This window comes from Arthrobacter sp. NPDC055138, assembly GCF_053607305.1.
The window spans coordinates 105,959-123,845 of the sequence record NZ_JBSGTH010000006.1; the positions used below are offsets into that span (position 1 = coordinate 105,959).

19 protein-coding genes are annotated in these 17,887 nt (G+C 66.9%); 8 read left to right on the forward strand and 11 right to left on the reverse strand.

Annotated features, from left to right (window positions below):
* The first annotated feature begins 129 nt into the window (after positions 1–129).
* Positions 130–750 carry an SACE_7040 family transcriptional regulator gene (locus ACWF5H_RS15440; RefSeq protein ID WP_452037917.1) on the forward strand — a complete coding sequence of 207 codons (621 nt, stop codon included), beginning with the start codon at positions 130–132 and terminating at the stop codon, positions 748–750.
* A 35-nt stretch (positions 751–785) separates the two neighbouring features.
* Positions 786–1,253, forward strand: coding sequence for a GNAT family N-acetyltransferase (locus ACWF5H_RS15445; protein WP_364652312.1), 468 nt, complete (start codon positions 786–788; stop codon positions 1,251–1,253).
* 68 nt (positions 1,254–1,321) lie between these two features.
* Here ACWF5H_RS15445 and ACWF5H_RS15450 read toward each other — a convergent pair whose 3' ends face one another.
* The 4 genes from ACWF5H_RS15450 to pdhA are packed head-to-tail and all read right to left on the reverse strand — an operon-like array spanning position 1,322 to position 5,530.
* Entirely contained in the window at positions 1,322–1,885 is a 564-nt protein-coding gene (locus ACWF5H_RS15450) for a hypothetical protein (protein ID WP_452037919.1), read from the reverse strand.
* Between the two features lie 36 nt (positions 1,886–1,921).
* Positions 1,922–3,388 carry a 2-oxo acid dehydrogenase subunit E2 gene (locus ACWF5H_RS15455; protein ID WP_452037921.1) on the reverse strand — a complete coding sequence of 489 codons (1,467 nt, stop codon included), beginning with the start codon at positions 3,386–3,388 and terminating at the stop codon, positions 1,922–1,924.
* Positions 3,389–3,392: 4 nt separating this feature from the next.
* Positions 3,393–4,400 (reverse strand): alpha-ketoacid dehydrogenase subunit beta, encoded by a 1,008-nt coding sequence (locus ACWF5H_RS15460; protein WP_364652314.1) that lies wholly within the window; start codon positions 4,398–4,400, stop codon positions 3,393–3,395.
* Positions 4,397–5,530 carry a pyruvate dehydrogenase (acetyl-transferring) E1 component subunit alpha gene (gene pdhA / locus ACWF5H_RS15465; RefSeq protein ID WP_452037923.1) on the reverse strand — a complete coding sequence of 378 codons (1,134 nt, stop codon included), beginning with the start codon at positions 5,528–5,530 and terminating at the stop codon, positions 4,397–4,399. Before pdhA ends, ACWF5H_RS15460 begins: the two co-directional genes overlap by 4 nt.
* 182 nt (positions 5,531–5,712) lie before the next feature.
* On the opposite strand from pdhA, the gene ACWF5H_RS15470 reads away from it, so the two are divergent.
* Positions 5,713–6,189, forward strand: coding sequence for an Lrp/AsnC family transcriptional regulator (locus tag ACWF5H_RS15470; protein ID WP_452037925.1), 477 nt, complete (start codon positions 5,713–5,715; stop codon positions 6,187–6,189).
* A gap of 111 nt (positions 6,190–6,300) precedes the next feature.
* Positions 6,301–7,386, forward strand: coding sequence for an alanine dehydrogenase (gene ald, locus ACWF5H_RS15475; RefSeq protein WP_452037927.1), 1,086 nt, complete (start codon positions 6,301–6,303; stop codon positions 7,384–7,386).
* 95 nt (positions 7,387–7,481) lie between these two features.
* On the opposite strand, the gene ACWF5H_RS15480 is transcribed toward ald, so the two are convergent.
* Together ACWF5H_RS15480 and ACWF5H_RS15485 are read right to left on the reverse strand one after the other, a co-directional pair.
* On the reverse strand, positions 7,482–9,095 hold the full coding sequence (locus ACWF5H_RS15480; RefSeq protein WP_452037929.1) for a solute symporter family protein: 1,614 nt from the start codon (positions 9,093–9,095) through the stop codon (positions 7,482–7,484).
* 8 nt (positions 9,096–9,103) lie between these two features.
* Positions 9,104–9,472 carry a DUF485 domain-containing protein gene (locus ACWF5H_RS15485; RefSeq protein ID WP_452037930.1) on the reverse strand — a complete coding sequence of 123 codons (369 nt, stop codon included), beginning with the start codon at positions 9,470–9,472 and terminating at the stop codon, positions 9,104–9,106.
* A gap of 178 nt (positions 9,473–9,650) precedes the next feature.
* Here ACWF5H_RS15485 and ACWF5H_RS15490 point away from each other — a divergent pair, with 178 nt between their 5' ends.
* From ACWF5H_RS15490 to ACWF5H_RS15505, 4 genes are read left to right on the forward strand one after another with little or no spacing between them, the layout of a single operon-like run.
* Positions 9,651–10,865 (forward strand): sensor histidine kinase, encoded by a 1,215-nt coding sequence (locus tag ACWF5H_RS15490; RefSeq protein WP_452037932.1) that lies wholly within the window; start codon positions 9,651–9,653, stop codon positions 10,863–10,865.
* Positions 10,866–10,919: 54 nt separating this feature from the next.
* Positions 10,920–11,642, forward strand: a complete 723-nt coding sequence (locus ACWF5H_RS15495; RefSeq protein ID WP_127511771.1) for a LytR/AlgR family response regulator transcription factor — start codon at positions 10,920–10,922, stop codon at positions 11,640–11,642.
* On the forward strand, positions 11,639–12,139 hold the full coding sequence (locus ACWF5H_RS15500) for a hypothetical protein (protein ID WP_452037935.1): 501 nt from the start codon (positions 11,639–11,641) through the stop codon (positions 12,137–12,139). Before ACWF5H_RS15495 ends, ACWF5H_RS15500 begins: the two co-directional genes overlap by 4 nt.
* Positions 12,136–13,707, forward strand: coding sequence for a sodium/solute symporter (locus tag ACWF5H_RS15505; RefSeq protein ID WP_452037937.1), 1,572 nt, complete (start codon positions 12,136–12,138; stop codon positions 13,705–13,707). Before ACWF5H_RS15500 ends, ACWF5H_RS15505 begins: the two co-directional genes overlap by 4 nt.
* On the opposite strand, the gene ACWF5H_RS15510 is transcribed toward ACWF5H_RS15505, so the two are convergent.
* From ACWF5H_RS15510 to tsf, 5 genes are all read right to left on the reverse strand, one after another.
* Positions 13,704–14,294, reverse strand: a complete 591-nt coding sequence (locus ACWF5H_RS15510; RefSeq protein ID WP_452037938.1) for a DivIVA domain-containing protein — start codon at positions 14,292–14,294, stop codon at positions 13,704–13,706. The genes ACWF5H_RS15505 and ACWF5H_RS15510 overlap by 4 nt on opposite strands.
* Positions 14,295–14,390: 96 nt before the next feature.
* Positions 14,391–15,317: a phosphatidate cytidylyltransferase gene (locus ACWF5H_RS15515; RefSeq protein ID WP_452037939.1), complete on the reverse strand. Its 927-nt coding sequence runs from the start codon at positions 15,315–15,317 to the stop codon at positions 14,391–14,393.
* Positions 15,317–15,874: a ribosome recycling factor gene (gene frr / locus ACWF5H_RS15520; RefSeq protein ID WP_452037941.1), complete on the reverse strand. Its 558-nt coding sequence runs from the start codon at positions 15,872–15,874 to the stop codon at positions 15,317–15,319. The genes ACWF5H_RS15515 and frr overlap by 1 nt, the downstream gene beginning before the upstream one ends.
* Positions 15,875–15,968: 94 nt before the next feature.
* Positions 15,969–16,709 (reverse strand): UMP kinase, encoded by a 741-nt coding sequence (gene pyrH / locus ACWF5H_RS15525; RefSeq protein ID WP_364652325.1) that lies wholly within the window; start codon positions 16,707–16,709, stop codon positions 15,969–15,971.
* 170 nt (positions 16,710–16,879) lie between these two features.
* Positions 16,880–17,719 (reverse strand): translation elongation factor Ts, encoded by an 840-nt coding sequence (gene tsf / locus ACWF5H_RS15530; RefSeq protein WP_364652326.1) that lies wholly within the window; start codon positions 17,717–17,719, stop codon positions 16,880–16,882.
* Positions 17,720–17,887 lie beyond the last annotated feature (168 nt).

The window sequence follows — 17,887 nt, forward strand, 5'->3', positions numbered from 1 at the left end:
GCTGATAGCAGCAGAAACAACTGGCCTGCAAGACGCATTTTGGTTAGTCTGTACTAACTGAAATCAGGCTAGTAGCCGCCCACTGTCTTGTCCAGCACTCACCCAGCATTTGTCCGAGGGAGCCGATCCATGCCGAGCGCACCGCATGCCGACGCCGAGATTCGGCAGACCGGGCGCAGCCGGGCCAAGGCCACCCGCCGGGCCGCGCTGCTGGATGCTGCCGCCCGCCTTTTCGCCGAGCGCGGCTTCAACGGCGTCTCGATCGAGGACTTGGGCTCGGCGGTAGGCGTCAGCGGCCCTGCGGTGTACCGGCACTTCAACAGCAAGCATGCCGTCCTGGCCGCCCTGCTCACGGGCGTCAGCCAGGACCTGCTGGACGGCGGCCAGGAAGTAGCGGCCAGCCGGGACAACGCCGAGGAAGCACTCCGCGGGTTGGTCGCCTTCCATGTGGACTTCGCCTTGAAAAATCCGGACGTGATCCGCGTCCATGACCGGGACCTGGACAGCCTACCCGCCGACGATTCCGCGATCGTCCGGACGCTGCAGCGCACCTACGTGGAAGTGTGGGTTTCCGTGCTGGCGCGACTGCTGCCCGAGGCCGACGCGGCGCAGCTGCGGGTGCGCGCGCACGCCGCTTTCGGACTGATCAACTCCACCCCGCATTCGACCCACCGGAGCCGGCCGCTGCGGGAAGCCTGGCGCCGCAATCTACTGGAACAAATGGCATGGGCGGCGTTGAAAGCCGAGTAGGGTGTATCAGATACCAACTAGCCGAAAGGTCTACTGTGATTGAGCTTCGTCCTGTAGAACCTGCCGACCTCGACGAGTTTTTCGAGTACCAGCAGGATCCCGACGCCAACCATATGGCCGCATTCGCCGCCAAGAATCCCTCCGACCGCGGCGTCTTCAACCTGCACTGGCAAAGCCTGCTCGATGACAAGACCATCACCGTTCGCACCGTCACCGTCGACGGCGAAGTGGTGGGAAGCGTGCTGGCCTATCCGAACGAGGGCTACCCGGAACTCAGCTACTGGACGGCCAAGTCGCAGTGGGGCAAGGGCGTCACCACCGCCGCCGTCGAGGCGTTCCTGAAGGAATTCACCGCCCGCCCGATCCGCGCACGGGTGGTCAAGGACAACCTGGGTTCGGTCAAGGTCCTGCACAAGCTGGGCTTCCGGACCGTTGGCGAGGCCCAGGGCTTCGCCAACGCCCGCGGCGCCGTGGTCACCGAGGAGATCCTCGAACTGGCCTGAGACCGGCTTCCGCCAGTTGTCCGAGAGCCCGTGCAGCGTTCTGCTGCACGGGCTCTCGGCTGCAGCAATCAGGTTCCACCGCCGATGTCGCTCTGAAGCTCCCGGACGGAGAGCCGGTGGGTAGCCGTCCGGAAATCAGTCACTACACCGTGTTCTGGATCGAACATTGCCTCCGCCGAAAAGTTCTCGTCCTCGAGATACACCATCGACAGGCGGATGCCGTTCTGCGTGCGTTCCGCCCCGGTGATTCGCTGGTCGTCCTGGTGACCGCCCCAGATCCGCATGGTGAGCGGATAGAAGAGCCGGACTTCATCCGGAAGCCAGTCCGGTCGTTCGTGTCCGATCATCTCGACAATGCCTCCGGCCCGGGTCACGAGGCCCGCTATGGGATCAAAGGCGATGCTGCCGTCGTCGTCTTCCACTCTCCAGCGGCCAGCACCATCACTGATTCTGACCTTCACGCTGTCACTGATGCCTTTGTGGTCCGTCCTGTCCACTACCGCTGACAGGGGTCCGCGCAGGGTGGCATCTCTTACCGCGGCCAGAAACTCAAGCAACGCCACGAAGTCCCCGTGACCGCCCATATCCACCTGACTTCCTTGAGGCTGGCTTTCCTTGGCACTGGCTTTCATCGGCGGGTGCGGCAGTAATGGGCAGGAAACTTGGCCCTACACCATGGTCAGCGCCATACCGGGGTCGTGCAAGATGGTGCCGACGTCGGCCAGGAAGCGCCCGGCCTGCGCCCCGTCCACTACCCGGTGGTCGAAGGACAGGCTCAGCGTCACCACCTCGCACAGCGCCACCTCGCCGCGATACTCCCACGGTTGCCGGCGCACTGCACCGACGGCCAGGATGGCTGATTCCCCCGGGTTGAGAATGGGGGTGCCCGCATCGATGCCAAAGACGCCGATGTTGGTAATCGAGATGGTCCCGCCGCGCAGGTCGGACGGGGCGGTCTTCCCGGCCCGGGCGGTTTCGGCCAGCTCCCCCAGGGCCTCGGCCAGCCGGCGCAGATCCAGCCGGTGCGCGCCCTTGATGTTCGGCACCGTCAGCCCGCGCGGGGTGGCCGCCGCAATACCCAGGTTCACGTAGTTCTGCTGCACGATCTCGCCGGCCGCCTCGTCCCAGCGGGCATTCAGTTCCGGATGGCGCCCCAGCGCCAGGCACACCGCCTTGGCCGCGATGGTCAGCGGTGTGAGTTTGAGCCCGGCGAACGCCTTGTTCTCTTTCAACCGCTGGATCAGTTCCATGCTGGCCGTGGCATCGACGGTCAGGAACGACGACGCATGGGGTGCGGTAAACGCGCTGGCCACCATGGCCGCGGCCGTCAGTTTCCGCACTCCCTTGATGGGGATGCGTGTCTCCGCCTCGGCCGCTCCGGCCAACCAGCCGCCTGCTCCAGTGGCCGGCACCTCCGCCGGGGCAGCCGCACCGACGTCGTGGAAACTCTGCACATCCGCGCGGGTAATCAGCCCCCGGTCCCCCGTTCCAGTGACCTGCGCCAGGTCGACGCCGAGATCCTTGGCCAGCTTCCGCACCGGCGGGGTGGAGCGGGGCCGCTCCGCAGCGAGTTCGGCGCCCCATTGCTCCGTAGCCGGGGCAGCCGCCCCGCGCTCCGTACCCGGGTCAGCCGGCGCCACGTGGGGCATGTTCCGGGTTTGGCCGGACGCTGAAGCCCCCGCATTTCCGCTATGGTCCGCGGCGTCGACACCCCGCGGCACGGCCTCGACGCCGGCCATTGGCACCGATGCGGCGCCGGCTACCGCAACCGTCCGGCGAGGCCGCCGTGCCGGACGGCCGTTCCTCTCGGCGGCAGCGCCGTAGCCCACCAGGTTCGGCTGGCGCTGCGACGAAGGCTCCCCCGGCGCCTTCCCGGCGTCGTCCTGTCCTGGCTCATCCACCTCGATGGAAACGATGGGTTCCCCGACGCTGACCGTGGTACCGGGACCTTCGTGCAGCGTGCGGACCACGCCGGTGAACGGTGAGGGCAGCTCCACCACGGCCTTGGCCGTTTCGACCTCGCCCAGGATCTGGTTCAGCTGCACCGCATCGCCTTCGGCCACATGCCAGCTGACAATCTCCGACTCGGTGAGCCCTTCGCCCAGATCCGGCAGTTTGAATACCTTGATCCCCACGGGTTCAGTCCTCCAGTCCGGTCAGCGAGTTGGGCCGGCCGAGCACCCGGTCCACCCCGTCAAGGATGCGGTCCAGGTCCGGCAGATGGTGCCGCTCCATCTTGGCCGGCGGATAGGGAATATCCATCCCGGTGATCCGCACAGGGGCGTGTTCCAGGTAGTAGAAGCAGCGTTCGGTCAGGCTGGCCGCGAGCTCCGCGCCGAGCCCGCCGGTCTGTGCCGCCTCGTGCGTCACTACCAGCCGGCCCGTTTTGCGCACGGACGCCTCCACCGTGGGAAAGTCCAGCGGCGACAGCGAGCGCAGGTCGATGACTTCCACCGATATGCCGTCGTCCGCGGCCGCCTGTGCCGCCTCGCGGGCAGTCTGGACCAGCGCGCCATAGGTCACCAACGTCACGTCGGTTCCGGACACTTCCACCCGTGCGCTGTCCAGCGGCAGCGCGTCCTCCAGCGGAATCTCCTCCACCTCGCCCTTGGTGTGGTACCGCCGCTTCGGCTCGAAGTAGAGCACCGGATCGTCGCTGGCAATGGCCTGCTGGATCATGGTGCAGGCGTCCTGCGGATTCGACACCGCGATCACGCGCAGTCCGGAGGTGTGGGTGAAATATGCTTCCGGCGATTCGGAGTGGTGCTCGGCCGCTCCGATCCCTCCGCCGAACGGCACCCGGATGGTCAGCGGCATCTTGACCCGGCCGCGGGTGCGGTAGTGCAGTTTGGCCACCTGGCTGACAATCTGGTCGAACGCCGGGTAGATGAAGCCGTCGAACTGGATCTCGCAGACCGGCCGGTAACCGCGGTAGGCCATTCCGACGGCGGTGCCCAGGATCGCCGATTCGGCCAGCGGAGCATCGATCACCCGGTGCGCCCCGAAGTCCTTCTGCAGCTCGTCGGTGATCCGGAAGACGCCACCCAGGGCACCAATATCCTCGCCGATGATCACCACCTTCGGGTCGTTCTCCATGGCCTTGCGCAGGCCGGTGTTGATGGCCCGCCCGAACGTCATGATGGTCATCGCTGGCCCCCTTCAGCAGCTTCAAACGAATCAAGGTAGCGCTCGTAGTGCCGGCGCTGGCGTGCCAGCACCGGGTGCGGCCCCGCATAGACGTTCTCGAACAATTCAAGGTCGGCAGGTTCGGCCATGTTGATGCAACCGGCCCGCATCTCGGCGGCGGCTTGGTCCGCGGCCTGCTGGACCCGTTGGCGCAGCCCGTCGTCGAGCAGCCCTTCGGCGCTCAGCAGGGCTGCCAGCCGGTCGATCGGATCGCGGCGTTTCCAGTCCTCGAGCTCGTTGGCGTCGCGGTAGCGGGTGGGGTCGTCAGCCGTCGTATGCGGTCCCATCCGGTAGGTGACAGCCTCGATGAAGGACGGACCGCCGCCGACGCGTGCGTGGTCGAGCGCCTTGCGGGTCACGGCCAGGCAGGCCAGCACGTCATTGCCGTCCACCCGGTAGCTGGGAATGCCGAATCCCGGGGCACGGTCGGAGAGTTTGCCCTGGGCCTGCAGGCCTACCGGCTCGGAGATCGCCCACTGGTTGTTCTGGCAGAAGAAGAGGACCGGGGCCTGGAAGCTCGCGGCGAAGACCATGGCCTCGTTGACGTCGCCCTGGCTGGTGGCGCCGTCGCCGAAGTACGCCACGGCCACCGCGTCGTCGCCATCGAATTTGGCTGCCATGGCATAGCCGGTGGCGTGGAGCGTCTGCGCGCCGATGATCACCTGCGGGGTGGCCATGTTGATCTCGTATGGATCCCAGCCGGAAGGCCTGTTGCCGCGCCACACCCGGATCATGTCCGTCAGGTCCACACCGCGGCAGTAAGCAACGCCGTTCTCGCGGTAACTGGAGAAGACGAAGTCGTCCTTGCGCAGGGCTCGGCCGGAACCGATCTGGGCCGCTTCCTGTCCCAGCAGCGGCGGCCACAGGGCCAGCTCTCCCTGACGTTGCAGGGCGGTGGCTTCCTGGTCCAGCCGGCGGACCACCACCATGTCCTGGTAGAGGCCGGCGAGCCGGTCGCCGTCGATATCCTCCAGCCAGGGGTCGAACTCCTCGCTGGCTGTCCGCGTTCCGTCCGGAGCGAGCAGTTGGATATAGCTTTCATCATTGACCGGACCGGCCGGGTCCGTGCCTGGTAAGGACACTTGCGACACTCCCTTTGCGTCTTCAGGGCCGGGATAATCTTGTGGATCCCCGGCACCGGACAGCCCCGCCGGCACCTTTGCCGGCAGATGATTGTGACACTACTCACGTCCCGCAAGTAGCGCAATGATCAGCGACAGGATTGAGCATTGTGCCCTATCCGGCCCGGGATGGGCGTGCTAGCCTGCGCATTATGCGGAATCTTGACGGCACCGATCTGCGGCTGCTCGGAGCACTGGCGCAGGATCCCCGCCGGACCGTCGTGGCCCTGGCACAGAAGCTCGGCCTCTCCCGCAACACGGTGCAGGCACGCATGTCCCGGCTGGAGCAGGAGCAGGTGTTCCTTTCCTTCGAGCGTCGGATCGACCCTGCCGCGCTGGGCTATCCGCTGGCTGCCTTCATCCACATCCACGTGCACCAGCCGAAGCTGCAGCAGATCACCGACGAACTGGCCCGCATTCCGGAAGTGCTGGAAGCCTTCGGCGTCACCGGGCAGGCGGACATCCTAGCCCGGGTGGTCTCGGAGGGCGCGGAAGACCTGTTCCGGATCAACGGCACCATCCTGGCCATCGACGGCGTGGAGCGGACCGACACGTCGCTGGCCATGCACGAACTGATCCCGTTCCGGATCGAGCCGCTGCTGGCCCGCGGAGTCCGCACCGGCGGCTAGCCCAGGCGCAGCTGGATGTAAGCTCGGTCCATCGAGCAAGTCCTGTTCCGCCGGCCCGCGTCGTTCACGTCCGCCGCACCCGCCGGCGGCCGACCAGAAGGGACGGCGTCCATGCGCATTGGAGTGCCACGCGAGGTCAAGAACAACGAATTCCGGGTGGCCATCACGCCGCCCGGGGTCAACGAGCTCAGCACCGCCGGCCACCAAGTATTGGTGGAGGCCGGGGCGGGCCGGGGCTCCTCGATATCCGACGAGGACTATGCCTCGGCCGGCGCCAGCATCATCGAGTCGGCCGACGCCGTCTGGGAGGAGGCGGAGCTGGTTCTGAAGGTGAAAGAACCGGTGGCGGAGGAATACCACCGGCTCCGCAGCGACCTGACGCTCTTCACCTATCTGCATCTTGCTGCCGACCCCGCGCTCACCGAAGAGCTGTGCTCCCGCGGCACTACCGCGATAGCTTATGAAACCGTCCAGCTGCCCGACCGATCGCTGCCGCTGCTGGCCCCGATGTCCGAAGTCGCCGGCCGCCTCGCCGCCCAGGTGGGTGCGTACTCGCTGATGCAGCCACTGGGCGGCCGCGGCGTGCTGATGGGCGGCGTCCCCGGCACCCAACATGCCGACGTCGTGGTGATCGGCGCCGGCGTGGCGGGAGCCAATGCGGTGTCCATGGCTGTGGGCATGCGCGCCAACGTCACTGTCTTGGACACCAACGTCCGCCGGCTGCAGCAGCTCGACGACCAGTACCAGGGCCGGGTGGTGACGCTGGCCAGCAACGCCTTGGAGCTGCGCGAAGCGGTCCTGGCCGCGGACCTGGTGATCGGGGCGGTGCTGATTCCCGGCGCCAAAGCACCGAAGCTGGTGACCAACGAGATGGTCAGCCAGATGCGGCCGGGAGCGGTACTGGTGGACGTCTCGATCGACCAGGGCGGCTGCTTCGAGGACTCCCGGCCGACCACGCACGCCGAGCCCACCTTCAAAGTCCACGACGCGGTCTTTTACTGCGTGGCCAATATGCCCGGCGCGGTGCCGCGCACCTCCACCTACGCCCTGACCAACGCCACGCTCCCCTACGCAAAACTGATCGCAGACGAGGGCTTCGACGCCGCATCCCGGATCCGCCCTGAACTGCTCCCGGGCCTCAGCACCCGGGCCGGCAAAATCGTTTCCGAACCGGTCCGGCTGGCCCACCACGGCTGATCCTGCGCACAGCCACGCGGGCCCGGCAGTCATCTGCCGGGCCCGCGTGGTGGGGTGGCGGGGCACCGCCTCCGGCGCGCACCGCCGTCGTTGTGCTAGTGCTCCACCGCCTTCTCGGCACCCACGCCGGTCAGTGAGCGGACCTCCATCTCGGCCTGCTTGGATGCGTCCTCGCTGTTCTTGTCCAGCACGGTGCCAAGCCAGCCCAGGAAGAACGCGAGCGGGATGGACACGATGCCCGGGTTCTTCAGGTCGAAGAAGGCGAAATCCGCGCCGGGGATCATCGATGTCTCGGATCCGGAGACCACCGGGGAGAACGCGATCAGGACGATGGCTGCGGCCAGGCCGCCGTACATGCTCCACACCGCTCCCTGGGTGGTGAAGCGCTTCCAGAACAGCGAGTAGACGATGGTGGGCAGGTTGGCCGAGGCGGCCACCGCGAACGCCAGCGCCACCAGGAAGGCCACGTTCTGGCCCTGGGCACCGATGCCGCCGAGGATGGAAACGACGCCGATGACCACCACCGTGCGCCGGGCCACCTTGACCTCGCCGGCCGAGTCGACCTGGCCCTTGCGCACCACGTTCGCATAAATGTCGTGCGCGAAGGAGGCGGCTGCCGTGATGGTCAGGCCGGCCACCACGGCCAGGATGGTGGCGAAGGCGACTGCCGAAATCAGGCCCAGCAGCACCGGCCCGCCCAGCGCGAAGGCCAGCAGCGGCGCGGCGGAGTTGACCCCGCCCGGGGCGGCCTTGATAGCTTCCGGACCGATCAGCGCTGCGGCGCCATAGCCGAGCACCAGGGTGAACAGGTAGAACCCGCCGATCAGCCAGATGGCCCAGACCACGGACCTGCGGGCCTCCTTGGCGGTGGGGACGGTGTAAAAGCGCATCAGCACGTGCGGCAGGGCCGCGGTGCCCAGCACCAGGGCCAGCGCCAGGGAGATGAAGTCCAGCTTGGACGCCTCGGAGACGCCGTATTGCAGACCCGGGTTGAGCAGTTCGGGGTTGCCGGCGGTTTCCACCGCGGCGCCCAGCAGCTCGGACAGGTTGAAGCCGTGCAGCGCCAGCACCCAGATGGTCATGATGAACGCGCCGGCAATCAGCAGGCAGGCCTTGATGATCTGGACCCAAGTGGTGCCCTTCATGCCGCCAACCAGTACGTAGAGGATCATCAGGGCGCCGACGACGGTGATCACCAGGGACTGCCCCAGCTTGGAGTCGATGCCGATCAGCAGCGAGACCAGGCCGCCGGCTCCGGCCATCTGCGCCAGCAGGTAGAAGAAGCACACGGCCAGCGTGGTGATGGCCGCGGCAATCCGCACCGGGCGCTGCCGCAGCCGGAAGGAGAGCACATCGGCCATGGTGAACTTGCCGGTGTTGCGCAGCAGTTCGGCGACCAGCAGCAACGCCACCAGCCAAGCCACCAGGAAGCCGATCGAGTACAGGAAGCCGTCGTACCCATTGATCGCGATCGCGCCGCAGATGCCCAGGAACGAGGCCGCCGAGAGGTAGTCGCCGGCAATGGCGGTTCCGTTCTGGCCGCCGCTGAAGGACCGGCCCGCCGCGTAGTAGTCAGCCGCGGTCTTGTTGTTCCGGCTGGCCCGGAGCACCACCACCAGGGTCACGCCCACAAACAGGGCGAAGATCAGGATGTTGATCCAGGTGGAATCCTTAATGTCATCCGCCGTGACCGCCAGCGGAATGTTCACGGCGTGCCTCATTTGGTGTCCTCCGGTAGGCCGACACCCTCGTCTTCGAGGCTGTGGCGGATGTCAGTGGCAATCGGGTCCAGCTTCTTATTCGCGTAGCGGACGTACCAGGTGGTGATGGCGAAGGTGCTCACGAACTGCAGCAGGCCCAGCACCAAGCCGACGTTGATGTTGCCCCAGAGCTTGGTGGACATGAAGTCGTGCGCATAGTCAGCCAACAGCACATAGGCGAAATACCACAGCAGGAAGGCCACTGCCATCGGGAACACAAACGAACGGTGGCGCTTGCGGAGTTCGGTGAACTCCGGACTGTTTTGGACCACCTGGAAGTCCACGGCCGCGGTGGTGCCGGCGTCCGGGTTGGGGTCGTTACCCATCTTTTCCTCCTCATCGGGCACACGCGGGGTGTGACTGCGCTCACTCTGCTAGCTGTCGGTTCTTCAGGCCAGCAGCCGTGCGGGGTGCATCGCTCAACGGTTTGCCGGCTGCGGTGAATGGCGCTCATCTGCGCCGAGCTGCAGGCCGCGGATCGGGCCTGCAGCTAGGCTTGTCAGCATGCTCAGCCCGGCCGTGGACATCGCAATCATCGCCGCCATCGCCGTCGTGGCTGTGGCGGTCATTGCACTGGTGGGGTTCAAGCTGACCCGCTCGTACCGGGACCTCGGTTCCGAGGCCGACCGCGCTACCTACGCCACGCTCCACACCGCCGGACTCGCCGGACAGTACCTGCGCTCAGGGCTCACACCGGCGGGCGCTGCCAAAGCCAGCAAGCATCTGCGCGGCTTGCTGGGATCCGACGTCTTGGTACTGTCCGGCCCGGACGACGTGCTGGGCTGGGACGGGGCAGGCCAGCCCCCGGAATCGGCCCTGCGGCTGGCCGGCAAGACGATGAAGTCGGGGCGCACCCAGGTATTCCGCGGCAGCCAGTTGCTGCCGGACGGCCGGGTCCCGCCGGATGCCGGCGCCCGGCACGGACTGCAAGAGGCGGTCTTCGCCCCGATCCGGGTCCAGGACCGAGTGGTGGGTACCGTCGGCGCCTATACCGGCCACGTGGCGGCTTCGTTGGTGCGGGCCACCACCGAAGTCGCGGCCTGGGTGGCCACACAGATCGAGCTCGCCGAGCTGGACACCTCCCGAACACTGTTGATGGAGGCCGAGGTCAGGGCGCTCCGGGCCCAGATCAGCCCGCACTTCATCTACAACGCGCTGAACGCCATCGCGTCCTACATCCTCACCGACCCTGCGCGCGCACGGGACCTGGTGATCGAGTTCGCCGACTTCACCCGTTACTCCTTCCGCCGGCACGGCGACTTCACCACGCTGGCCGAGGAGTTGAAGTCGATCGACCGCTACCTGCTGCTGGAACGTGCCAGGTTCGGCGACCGGCTCAAGGTCAGCCTTCAGATCGGCCCGGAGGTCCTCAGCACCGTGATCCCGTTCCTGTCCCTGCAGCCGCTGGTGGAGAACGCGGTACGGCACGGGCTGGAAGCCAAGGAAGGCCCCGGCCGGATCACCATCACAGCCCAGGACGCAGGCGCCTACGCCGAGGTGACCATCGAAGACGACGGCGTGGGCATGGATCCGGAGCGGCTGCGCGCCGTGCTGGCCGGACACGCCGAGGGCGACCACGTGGGCCTGCGCAACGTGGATGTGAGGCTGCGGCAGGTCTACGGCGAAGAACATGGCCTGGTTATCGACACGGCCCCCGGCGCCGGCACGCTGGTCACCCTGCGCGTGCCGAAGTTCCAGCCCGGCAACCGGGTGGAATAGGCCCACCCGGGGCGCCGCCGCATGGGCCCCGCTCAGGCGAATAGACTGTGGCCCATGGTCAATGTGGTTGTCGCCGATGACGAAGCCCCCGCCGTCGAGGCCCTGGCGTATTTGCTGGCACAGGATTCCCGGATCGGGGAAATCCACAAAGCCACCAGCGGGGCCGAAGCGCTCCGTGCCCTAGAGCGCCACGACGTCGATGCGCTCTTCCTGGACATCCACATGCCGGCGTTGACCGGGCTGGACATCGCCAAGGTGATTTCACGCTTCAGCCGGCCGCCCGCCGTCGTGTTCGTGACCGCCGACGAGGACAAGGCGCTGCAGGCATTCGAACTGGCCGCCGTTGACTACCTGCTCAAGCCGGTGCGCGCCGACCGGCTGGCGGAATCGGTGCGCCGGATCTGCGAACTGATGGAAGACGGTGCGGCGGCCAAGCCGGAAGTCATCACCGTGGACCAAGGCGGCATCACCAAGATGATCCGGCGCGACGAGATCAAGTACGTGCAGGCCCAGGGCGACTATGCGCGGCTGCACACGGCCGAGGCGAGCTACCTGATCCGCGTGCCGTTGAATGACCTGGAACGCCAGTGGGCCGACGCCGGCTATATCCGGATCCATCGGTCGTATCTGGTGGCCATGGACCAGATCCAGCAGATGCGGATGAGCGCCGGCAGGGCCAGCGTTCTGGTGGGTGGAGCCGAACTGCCGGTCAGCCGGCGGCACCTGCCCGCCGTCCGGGACAAGCTGGAAGCCACCCGGGTCAGGCCCCGAGGATGAGCGGTGCCCCGAACGGCGGCGAAGAGGCCCCCCTGCCCGACGGCCGTGCCACGCTGCCCAACGGCGGCGCCCCCTTGCCCGACGGCGATGCCGAGCTCGCGTCGGGCGGCTTCCGCCAGCGGGTCCGGGTCGTCGCGCCGCGGTCGGCCGCACCTCAGTCGCCGGGCGGCTACACCTTCTCCCACGAGCTGGCAGAGCAGTCCGAAATCGGCGAGCTCTTCGTCCGGTCCCTGGTCCGTTCGCAGCTGCGCCTGGCCGTCGTCGTGGCGGCCGGCTTCGGGCTGATCCTGCTGGGCGTCGCCGTCCTGATCGCGCTGGTGCCCGTCACCGCCACGCTGACGATCGCCACCATCCCGCTCCCCTGGCTGCTGCTGGGCATCGGGATCTACCCGGTCATCCTGGCCTGTGCCGCGCTGTTCAACCGTGCCGCGGCGCGCAACGAGCGTAAATTCCGCGACCTGACGGCAGACTGGACCGAGCCGGGGGCCAAGCAGTGAACACGGCCGTCGGTCTGGCAGCCGTGGCAGCGGTGTGTGCCGCCACCGTGCTGATTGGCATCTACGGACTACGGATTTCCCGGACCACCGGTGACTTTTACGTCGCCTCGCGGACGGTCAAGCCATGGTGGAATGCGTCGGCCATCGGCGGTGAATACATCTCCGCGGCCAGCTTCTTGGGCGTGGCCGGGTTGATCCTGATCTCGGGCATCGACGCCCTGTGGTTCCCCGTGGGCTATACCGCCGGCTACCTGATGCTGCTGCTGTTTGTGTCAGCTCCGCTTCGCCGCTCCGGCGCGTACACCATTCCGGACTTCGCCGCGGCCCGGCTGGATTCCACCGCGGCCCGGCGTGTGACCAGCCTCTTGGTGGTGGCGGTCGGCTGGCTCTACATTGTGCCGCAGCTGCACGGCGCCGCACTGACCATGCGCATCGCTACCGGCCTGCCGGGCTGGGCCGGTGCCGTCGTCGTCGTCGTCGTCGTGGTGCTGTCGGTGGTGACCGGCGGCATGCGCTCCATCACGTTTGTGCAGGCGTTCCAGTACTGGCTCAAGCTCACGGCTCTGGCTATCCCGGTGGTCTTCATCCTGCTGGTCCTCACCGGTTCGGGCCAATCGCCCACCGGCGGCGGCGCGGCCTTCGACCCGGCGCTGGACGTCTCCGGTGATGCATCGCTGTACCGGAATATCTCGCTGATCGTCGCGCTGCTGTTCGGCACTCTGGGCCTGCCGCATGTGTTGGTCCGTTTCTATACCAACCCCGACGGCGCCGCGGCCCGCCGCACCACCCAGCTGGTGCTGGGCCTGCTGGCGCTGTTCTACCTGTTCCCCACCATCTACGGCGTGCTCGGCCGCCTGCATACGCCCCGGCTCGCAGGCGGCGGCCAGTCCGACGCGACGGTGCTGCTGCTGCCGGGCCGGATTGTGGACGGGCTGGCCGGCGACCTCTTGAGCGCCTGCGTGGTGGCGGGAGCCTTCGCCGCGTTCCTCTCCACCACGTCCGGGCTGGTGGTGTCGCTGGCCGGCGTGGTCAGCCAGGACCTTTTCCGCGGCAGCGTTAAGGGGTTCCGGCTGGCCGCGGTGCTGTCGGCGATCGTCCCGCTGGGCATCGCGATGGGCACCGAATCGCTGGGCTTGGCCGGCAGCGTCGGCGCGGTGTTTGCCTTCACCGCCTCGACTATCTGCCCGTTGCTGCTGCTGGGCATCTGGTGGCGCGGGCTCACCGACGTCGGCGCCATCGCAGGCATGGTGTCCGGAGCCGTGCTCTGCGGCGGTTCGCTGTTGGCGGCCACGGTAGCCGGGCCGGCACTGGGCGGCTGGGCAGAGCCGCTGGGACAGCCGGCCGCGTGGACCGTTCCGGCCGCCTTCCTGGTCACCGTGGCCGTTTCCCGTGCCACCGCTGCGCGCAGGCCGGCTACGGTTGCCCGCGTGATGGCGCGTCTGCACACCCCCGAACCCACGGAAGTCCGGGAGCCGGTCTTCCGGGCCGGGAACGCTGGCCCGCGGATTGAGACGGCCGCTCGAATGGACCCGGGCCGCAGAATTGACCCGCCCCGCCGGGCTGGTTAGTCGATGGAAGCCATCAGCTCGACCACGCCGTCCAGGAAGGCATCCACCTGGTTTTCCTCGTAGCCGTCCTTGCCCTTGGCTTCACGGAACACGGCCCGGCGGACCACGTCCACGCTCATCGGCTGGTCGTGCTCAAAATAGCCCAGCAGTTCAACGCAAAGTGCGTCCACATCCTCGATGTCATAGCTAACGGCATTCCGCTTGGTCGGGCGGCGGAAGCGTTCCCCGGGGGCGCGGTGCAGCCTGGCGCGCAGCATCGCGGACGTGCGGCCAATCTGCGTCAGCCATGCTTGCTCACCTTCGCGCCTGATCAGCGCGTCGCGTTCCCGCTGGGCGAAAACATCCTCCAACCGGTCGAGCGCGGCATCCACGGCGCGCGGGTCGTAACCGCCCTTGGCCGGATCGAACGTCATGGCCCGCACATCGCGGCTGGTGATCGGGACGTCATCGGGCTCGGGGTTGTTGTAGTACTCGCGGGCCCGACCGAGGAAGTCGTCCACCTGGCGGGCGTTGTAGCCGAAGTCCCGTCGGTCCACATGGTCGAACGGGGCACTGCCCTTGCCGGCTTCAATGGTTCGTCGCGCCATGGTGTCCTATGAGTTCCTGTTCCTTCAAAACGTTCCGCTTGTCTACGCTGCCCAGTCTATGCCGGACTGGTGCGGATTCCGGGGCATCCCCCGCGCCTACACAGCTCCCGGCGCCAGCAGCGACGCCAACAGGTAGGCGACCGGAGCGGCAAACACGATGGAATCCAGCCGGTCCATCACCCCGCCGTGGCCCGGCAGGATGTTGCTCATGTCCTTGATGCCCAGTTCGCGCTTGACCATGGATTCGGCCAGGTCGCCCACGGTGGAAGCAGCCACTGTGGCGACCGCCAGCACCAGCCCGAACCACCACTGCAAGTCCAGCAGGAGCACCGAGCACAGAATGCCGACGAGGATGGCGCCGCTGACCGAACCGGCAAAACCTTCCCAGGACTTCTTGGGGCTGATCTTGGGCGCCATCGGATGCTTGCCGAACAGCACGCCAACGATGTAGCCGAAGGTGTCGTTGGAGACCACCAGCAGCAGCATGGTGGCAACCTTCAAGGCCCCCGATTCCTCCAGCAGCAACAGCAGCGCAAAGCTGATGAAGAACGGCACCCAGCAAAGGATGAAGGTGCCGCTGAGCACGCTGCGGACCGCACCGTCGGTACTGTCCAGGCACTTCCACACCATCAGGGCAACGCATGTCACCACCAGCGCGAACGCCAGCCCTTCCGGCCCGCCGTAGTAGGCGGCCACGGGCATGGCCAGGGCTCCCGCGAACAGCGGCGGCAGCGGCACCTTGATGTTCTTGACCGTCAGGGCGCGGGAAACCTCCCACACACCGACGGCGGAGAATGCCGCCACCACCACCACGAGCGTACTGGGCAGGAGGAAAAGCCCGACCAGGACAACAGCCATCAGCGCGAGTCCGACGGCGATGGCTGCCGGCAGGTTACGTCCGGCGCGGGAAGGCTTGGCGGCGGCACGCAGCGCACGCCGGCCGGACCCGCCCGACGGCGATCCCGGACCAGCCGCCGGAGTCGGCGAACCGCCAGCCACGGGTTGAGGCTGGTCCGTACTCATCAGACCTCGAGCAGCTCGGCTTCCTTGCGCTTGAGAAGCTCGTCCACGTTGTCCGTGTGCGACTTGGTCCTGGCGTCCAGATCCTTCTCGGCCCGGTTGCCCTCGTCTTCGCCGACGTCGCCGTCCTTGACCATCTTGCCGATGGTGTCCATCGCCTTGCGGCGGATGTTGCGGATGGAGACCTTGGCGTCTTCGGCCTTGCCGCGGACGACCTTGACGTACTCCTTGCGGCGTTCCTGGGTCAGCTCGGGCAGGACCACGCGGATCACCACGCCGTCGTTGGCCGGATTGGCGCCAACGTCGGATTCGCGCAGGGCCTTCTCGATATCGTTCAGGGCAGCCTTGTCGTACGGGGTGATCAACAGCGTGCGGGGCTCAGGGTTCTGGAAAGACGCCAGCTGCTGCAGCGGGGTCGGTGAACCGTAATAGTCCACCGTGACCTTGGAAAACAGGGACGGATTGGCGCGGCCGGTGCGAATGGTGGCGAAATCTTCCTTGGCCACTTCGACTGCTTTGTCCATCTTTTCGGCAGCTTCGCGCAGCGTCTCGTCTATCACGGTCTCTCCTTCACGTCCTTCGTTCACTCCGCGGGGTCCGCGGTCCTGGCTCTGCTTTCCATCCTAGGCTATCCGGCCGTTGGGCCGGCGACCGTCAGGCGGTGACGTAGGTGCCGATCTGCTCGCCCAGAATCGCGCGCGTCACGTTGCCCTCGCCCTCCATCCCAAAGACCACCATGGAGAGCTTGTTGTCGCGGCACAGGCTGAACGCGGTCTGGTCCATGACCCGGATATTCCGGCGCATGGCTTCGTCGTAGGTCAAGGTGTCCAGCTTTTCGGCAGCCGGATCCTTCTTGGGATCAGCCGTGTAGACGCCGTCCACGCCGTTCTTGGCCATCAGGACAACGTCGGCGTGTACCTCGAGTGCACGCTGGGCGGCCACGGTGTCCGTGGAGAAATAGGGCAATCCCGCCCCGGCGCCGAAAATGACCACGCGGCCCTTTTCCATGTGCCGGATGGCGCGGCGCGGAATGTAGGCCTCGGCGACCTGGCCCATGGTGATGGCGCTCTGCACGCGGGTGTCAACGCCGGCCTGCTCGAGGAAGTCCTGCAGGGCCAGGCAGTTCATGACGGTGCCGAGCATGCCCATGTAGTCGGCCCGGGAGCGGTCCATGCCCGACGTCGATAGCTCGGCGCCGCGGAAGAAGTTGCCGCCGCCAACGACGATCGCTACTTCCACCTGCCCCACGGTGGCGGCAATTTGCTTGGCGATGCCGCGGACGGTGTCAGGGTCGACGCCGAGCTTGCCTCCGCCGAATACTTCGCCGGACAGCTTCAGCAGCACACGGCGGCGCTTGACGGTATCGGTGGTGGTCTGGGTGGTCTGGGATTCCATGGTGCCTCCCGGCGTGCGTGGTTCTGGGGGAAAGATTACGTGAAGGCTTAGCGGCTGCCGCGCGGTGCGGGCCGGCTGCCGATCCGGACATGAAAAAGGGGCGGTCACCGGTTGGTGACCACCCCCTCGTCATTGAAATCAGTCAGTTCGCCGTGGCGGTTGGACCGAGGTTACGCTCCGACGCGGAAGCGGGCAACGGCGGTTGCGTTGACGCCGGCCTCTTCCAGCACCTTGCCGACGGACTTCTTCGGGTCCTTGGCAAACGGCTGGTCCAGCAGCACGATCTCCTTGAAGAAACCGTTCAGCCGGCCTTCGACGATCTTGGTGAGCGCGGCTTCGGGCTTGCCCTCGGCGCGTGCGGTCTCGTCGGCGATGCGGCGTTCGTTCTCCACCGTCTCGGCCGGGACCTCGTCGCGGGTCAGATAGGTCGGCGCGAAGGCAGCGCTGTGCACTGCAACGTCGTGGGCGGCCTCGAAGGCCGAGTCGCCTTCGCCGTCGACAGCGAAGAGGACGCCAACCTGAGCCGGCAGGTCCTTGGACGTCTTGTGCAGGTAAGCATCGACGGTCTTGCCTTCGACGCGGGCCACGCGTCGGACGACGACCTTCTCGCCCAGTACAGCGCCTTCTTCGACGACGACGTCGCCCAGCGGCTTGCCGTCGGCGTTTGCCGCCAGCAGCGCCTCGAGGTCGGCGGCACCCGATTCAACGGCCACGGCCAGTACCTTGTCAGCGAGTTCAATGAACTTGGCGGACTTGGCGACGAAGTCGGTCTCGCAGTTGACCTCGATCATGACACCGACGGTTCCGTCGATGACCTTGGCAGCAACCAGACCCTCGGCGGTGGAACGGCCTTCGCGCTTGGTGGCGCCCTTCAGGCCCTTGATGCGGATTAGCTCAATGGCCTTCTCGGCATCTCCATTGGCCTCGTCCAGGGCCTTCTTGACATCCATCATGCCGGCGCCGGTGCGCTCGCGCAGGGCCTTGATATCAGCAGCGGTGTAGTTCGCCATTTGGACTCCAGTCCTCCCGTAATACGTAGTGTGCGGTGCCGGTGGGGGGGGGGGGCCCACGGGGCCGGGCGCCACAGGAAGGGCCGGGGGGTACCAAGGGGCACCTAGTTGTGTTGAGTTTTCTTTCCTCTTTCCCCGGGGGGGTTTTGGGAGCAGGAGATTTTTTCG

Bases quoted from the DNA above. Each gene is read 5' to 3' on its own strand.
- ACWF5H_RS15450 (WP_452037919.1), bottom strand. From the start codon at position 1,885: ATGAAAGCCAGTGCCAAGGAAAGCCAGCCTCAAGGAAGTCAGGTGGAT.
- ACWF5H_RS15440 (WP_452037917.1), top strand. From the start codon at position 130: ATGCCGAGCGCACCGCATGCCGACGCCGAGATTCGGCAGACCGGGCGC.
- ACWF5H_RS15500 (WP_452037935.1), top strand. From the start codon at position 11,639: ATGAGCGGTGCCCCGAACGGCGGCGAAGAGGCCCCCCTGCCCGACGGC.
- ACWF5H_RS15510 (WP_452037938.1), bottom strand. From the start codon at position 14,294: ATGGCGCGACGAACCATTGAAGCCGGCAAGGGCAGTGCCCCGTTCGAC.
- ald (WP_452037927.1), top strand. From the start codon at position 6,301: ATGCGCATTGGAGTGCCACGCGAGGTCAAGAACAACGAATTCCGGGTG.
- pyrH (WP_364652325.1), bottom strand. From the start codon at position 16,709: ATGGAATCCCAGACCACCCAGACCACCACCGATACCGTCAAGCGCCGC.
- ACWF5H_RS15485 (WP_452037930.1), bottom strand. From the start codon at position 9,472: ATGGGTAACGACCCCAACCCGGACGCCGGCACCACCGCGGCCGTGGAC.
- ACWF5H_RS15490 (WP_452037932.1), top strand. From the start codon at position 9,651: ATGCTCAGCCCGGCCGTGGACATCGCAATCATCGCCGCCATCGCCGTC.
- ACWF5H_RS15460 (WP_364652314.1), bottom strand. From the start codon at position 4,400: ATGACCATCATGACGTTCGGGCGGGCCATCAACACCGGCCTGCGCAAG.
- tsf (WP_364652326.1), bottom strand. From the start codon at position 17,719: ATGGCGAACTACACCGCTGCTGATATCAAGGCCCTGCGCGAGCGCACC.
- ACWF5H_RS15470 (WP_452037925.1), top strand. From the start codon at position 5,713: ATGCGGAATCTTGACGGCACCGATCTGCGGCTGCTCGGAGCACTGGCG.
- ACWF5H_RS15495 (WP_127511771.1), top strand. From the start codon at position 10,920: ATGGTCAATGTGGTTGTCGCCGATGACGAAGCCCCCGCCGTCGAGGCC.
- ACWF5H_RS15515 (WP_452037939.1), bottom strand. From the start codon at position 15,317: ATGAGTACGGACCAGCCTCAACCCGTGGCTGGCGGTTCGCCGACTCCG.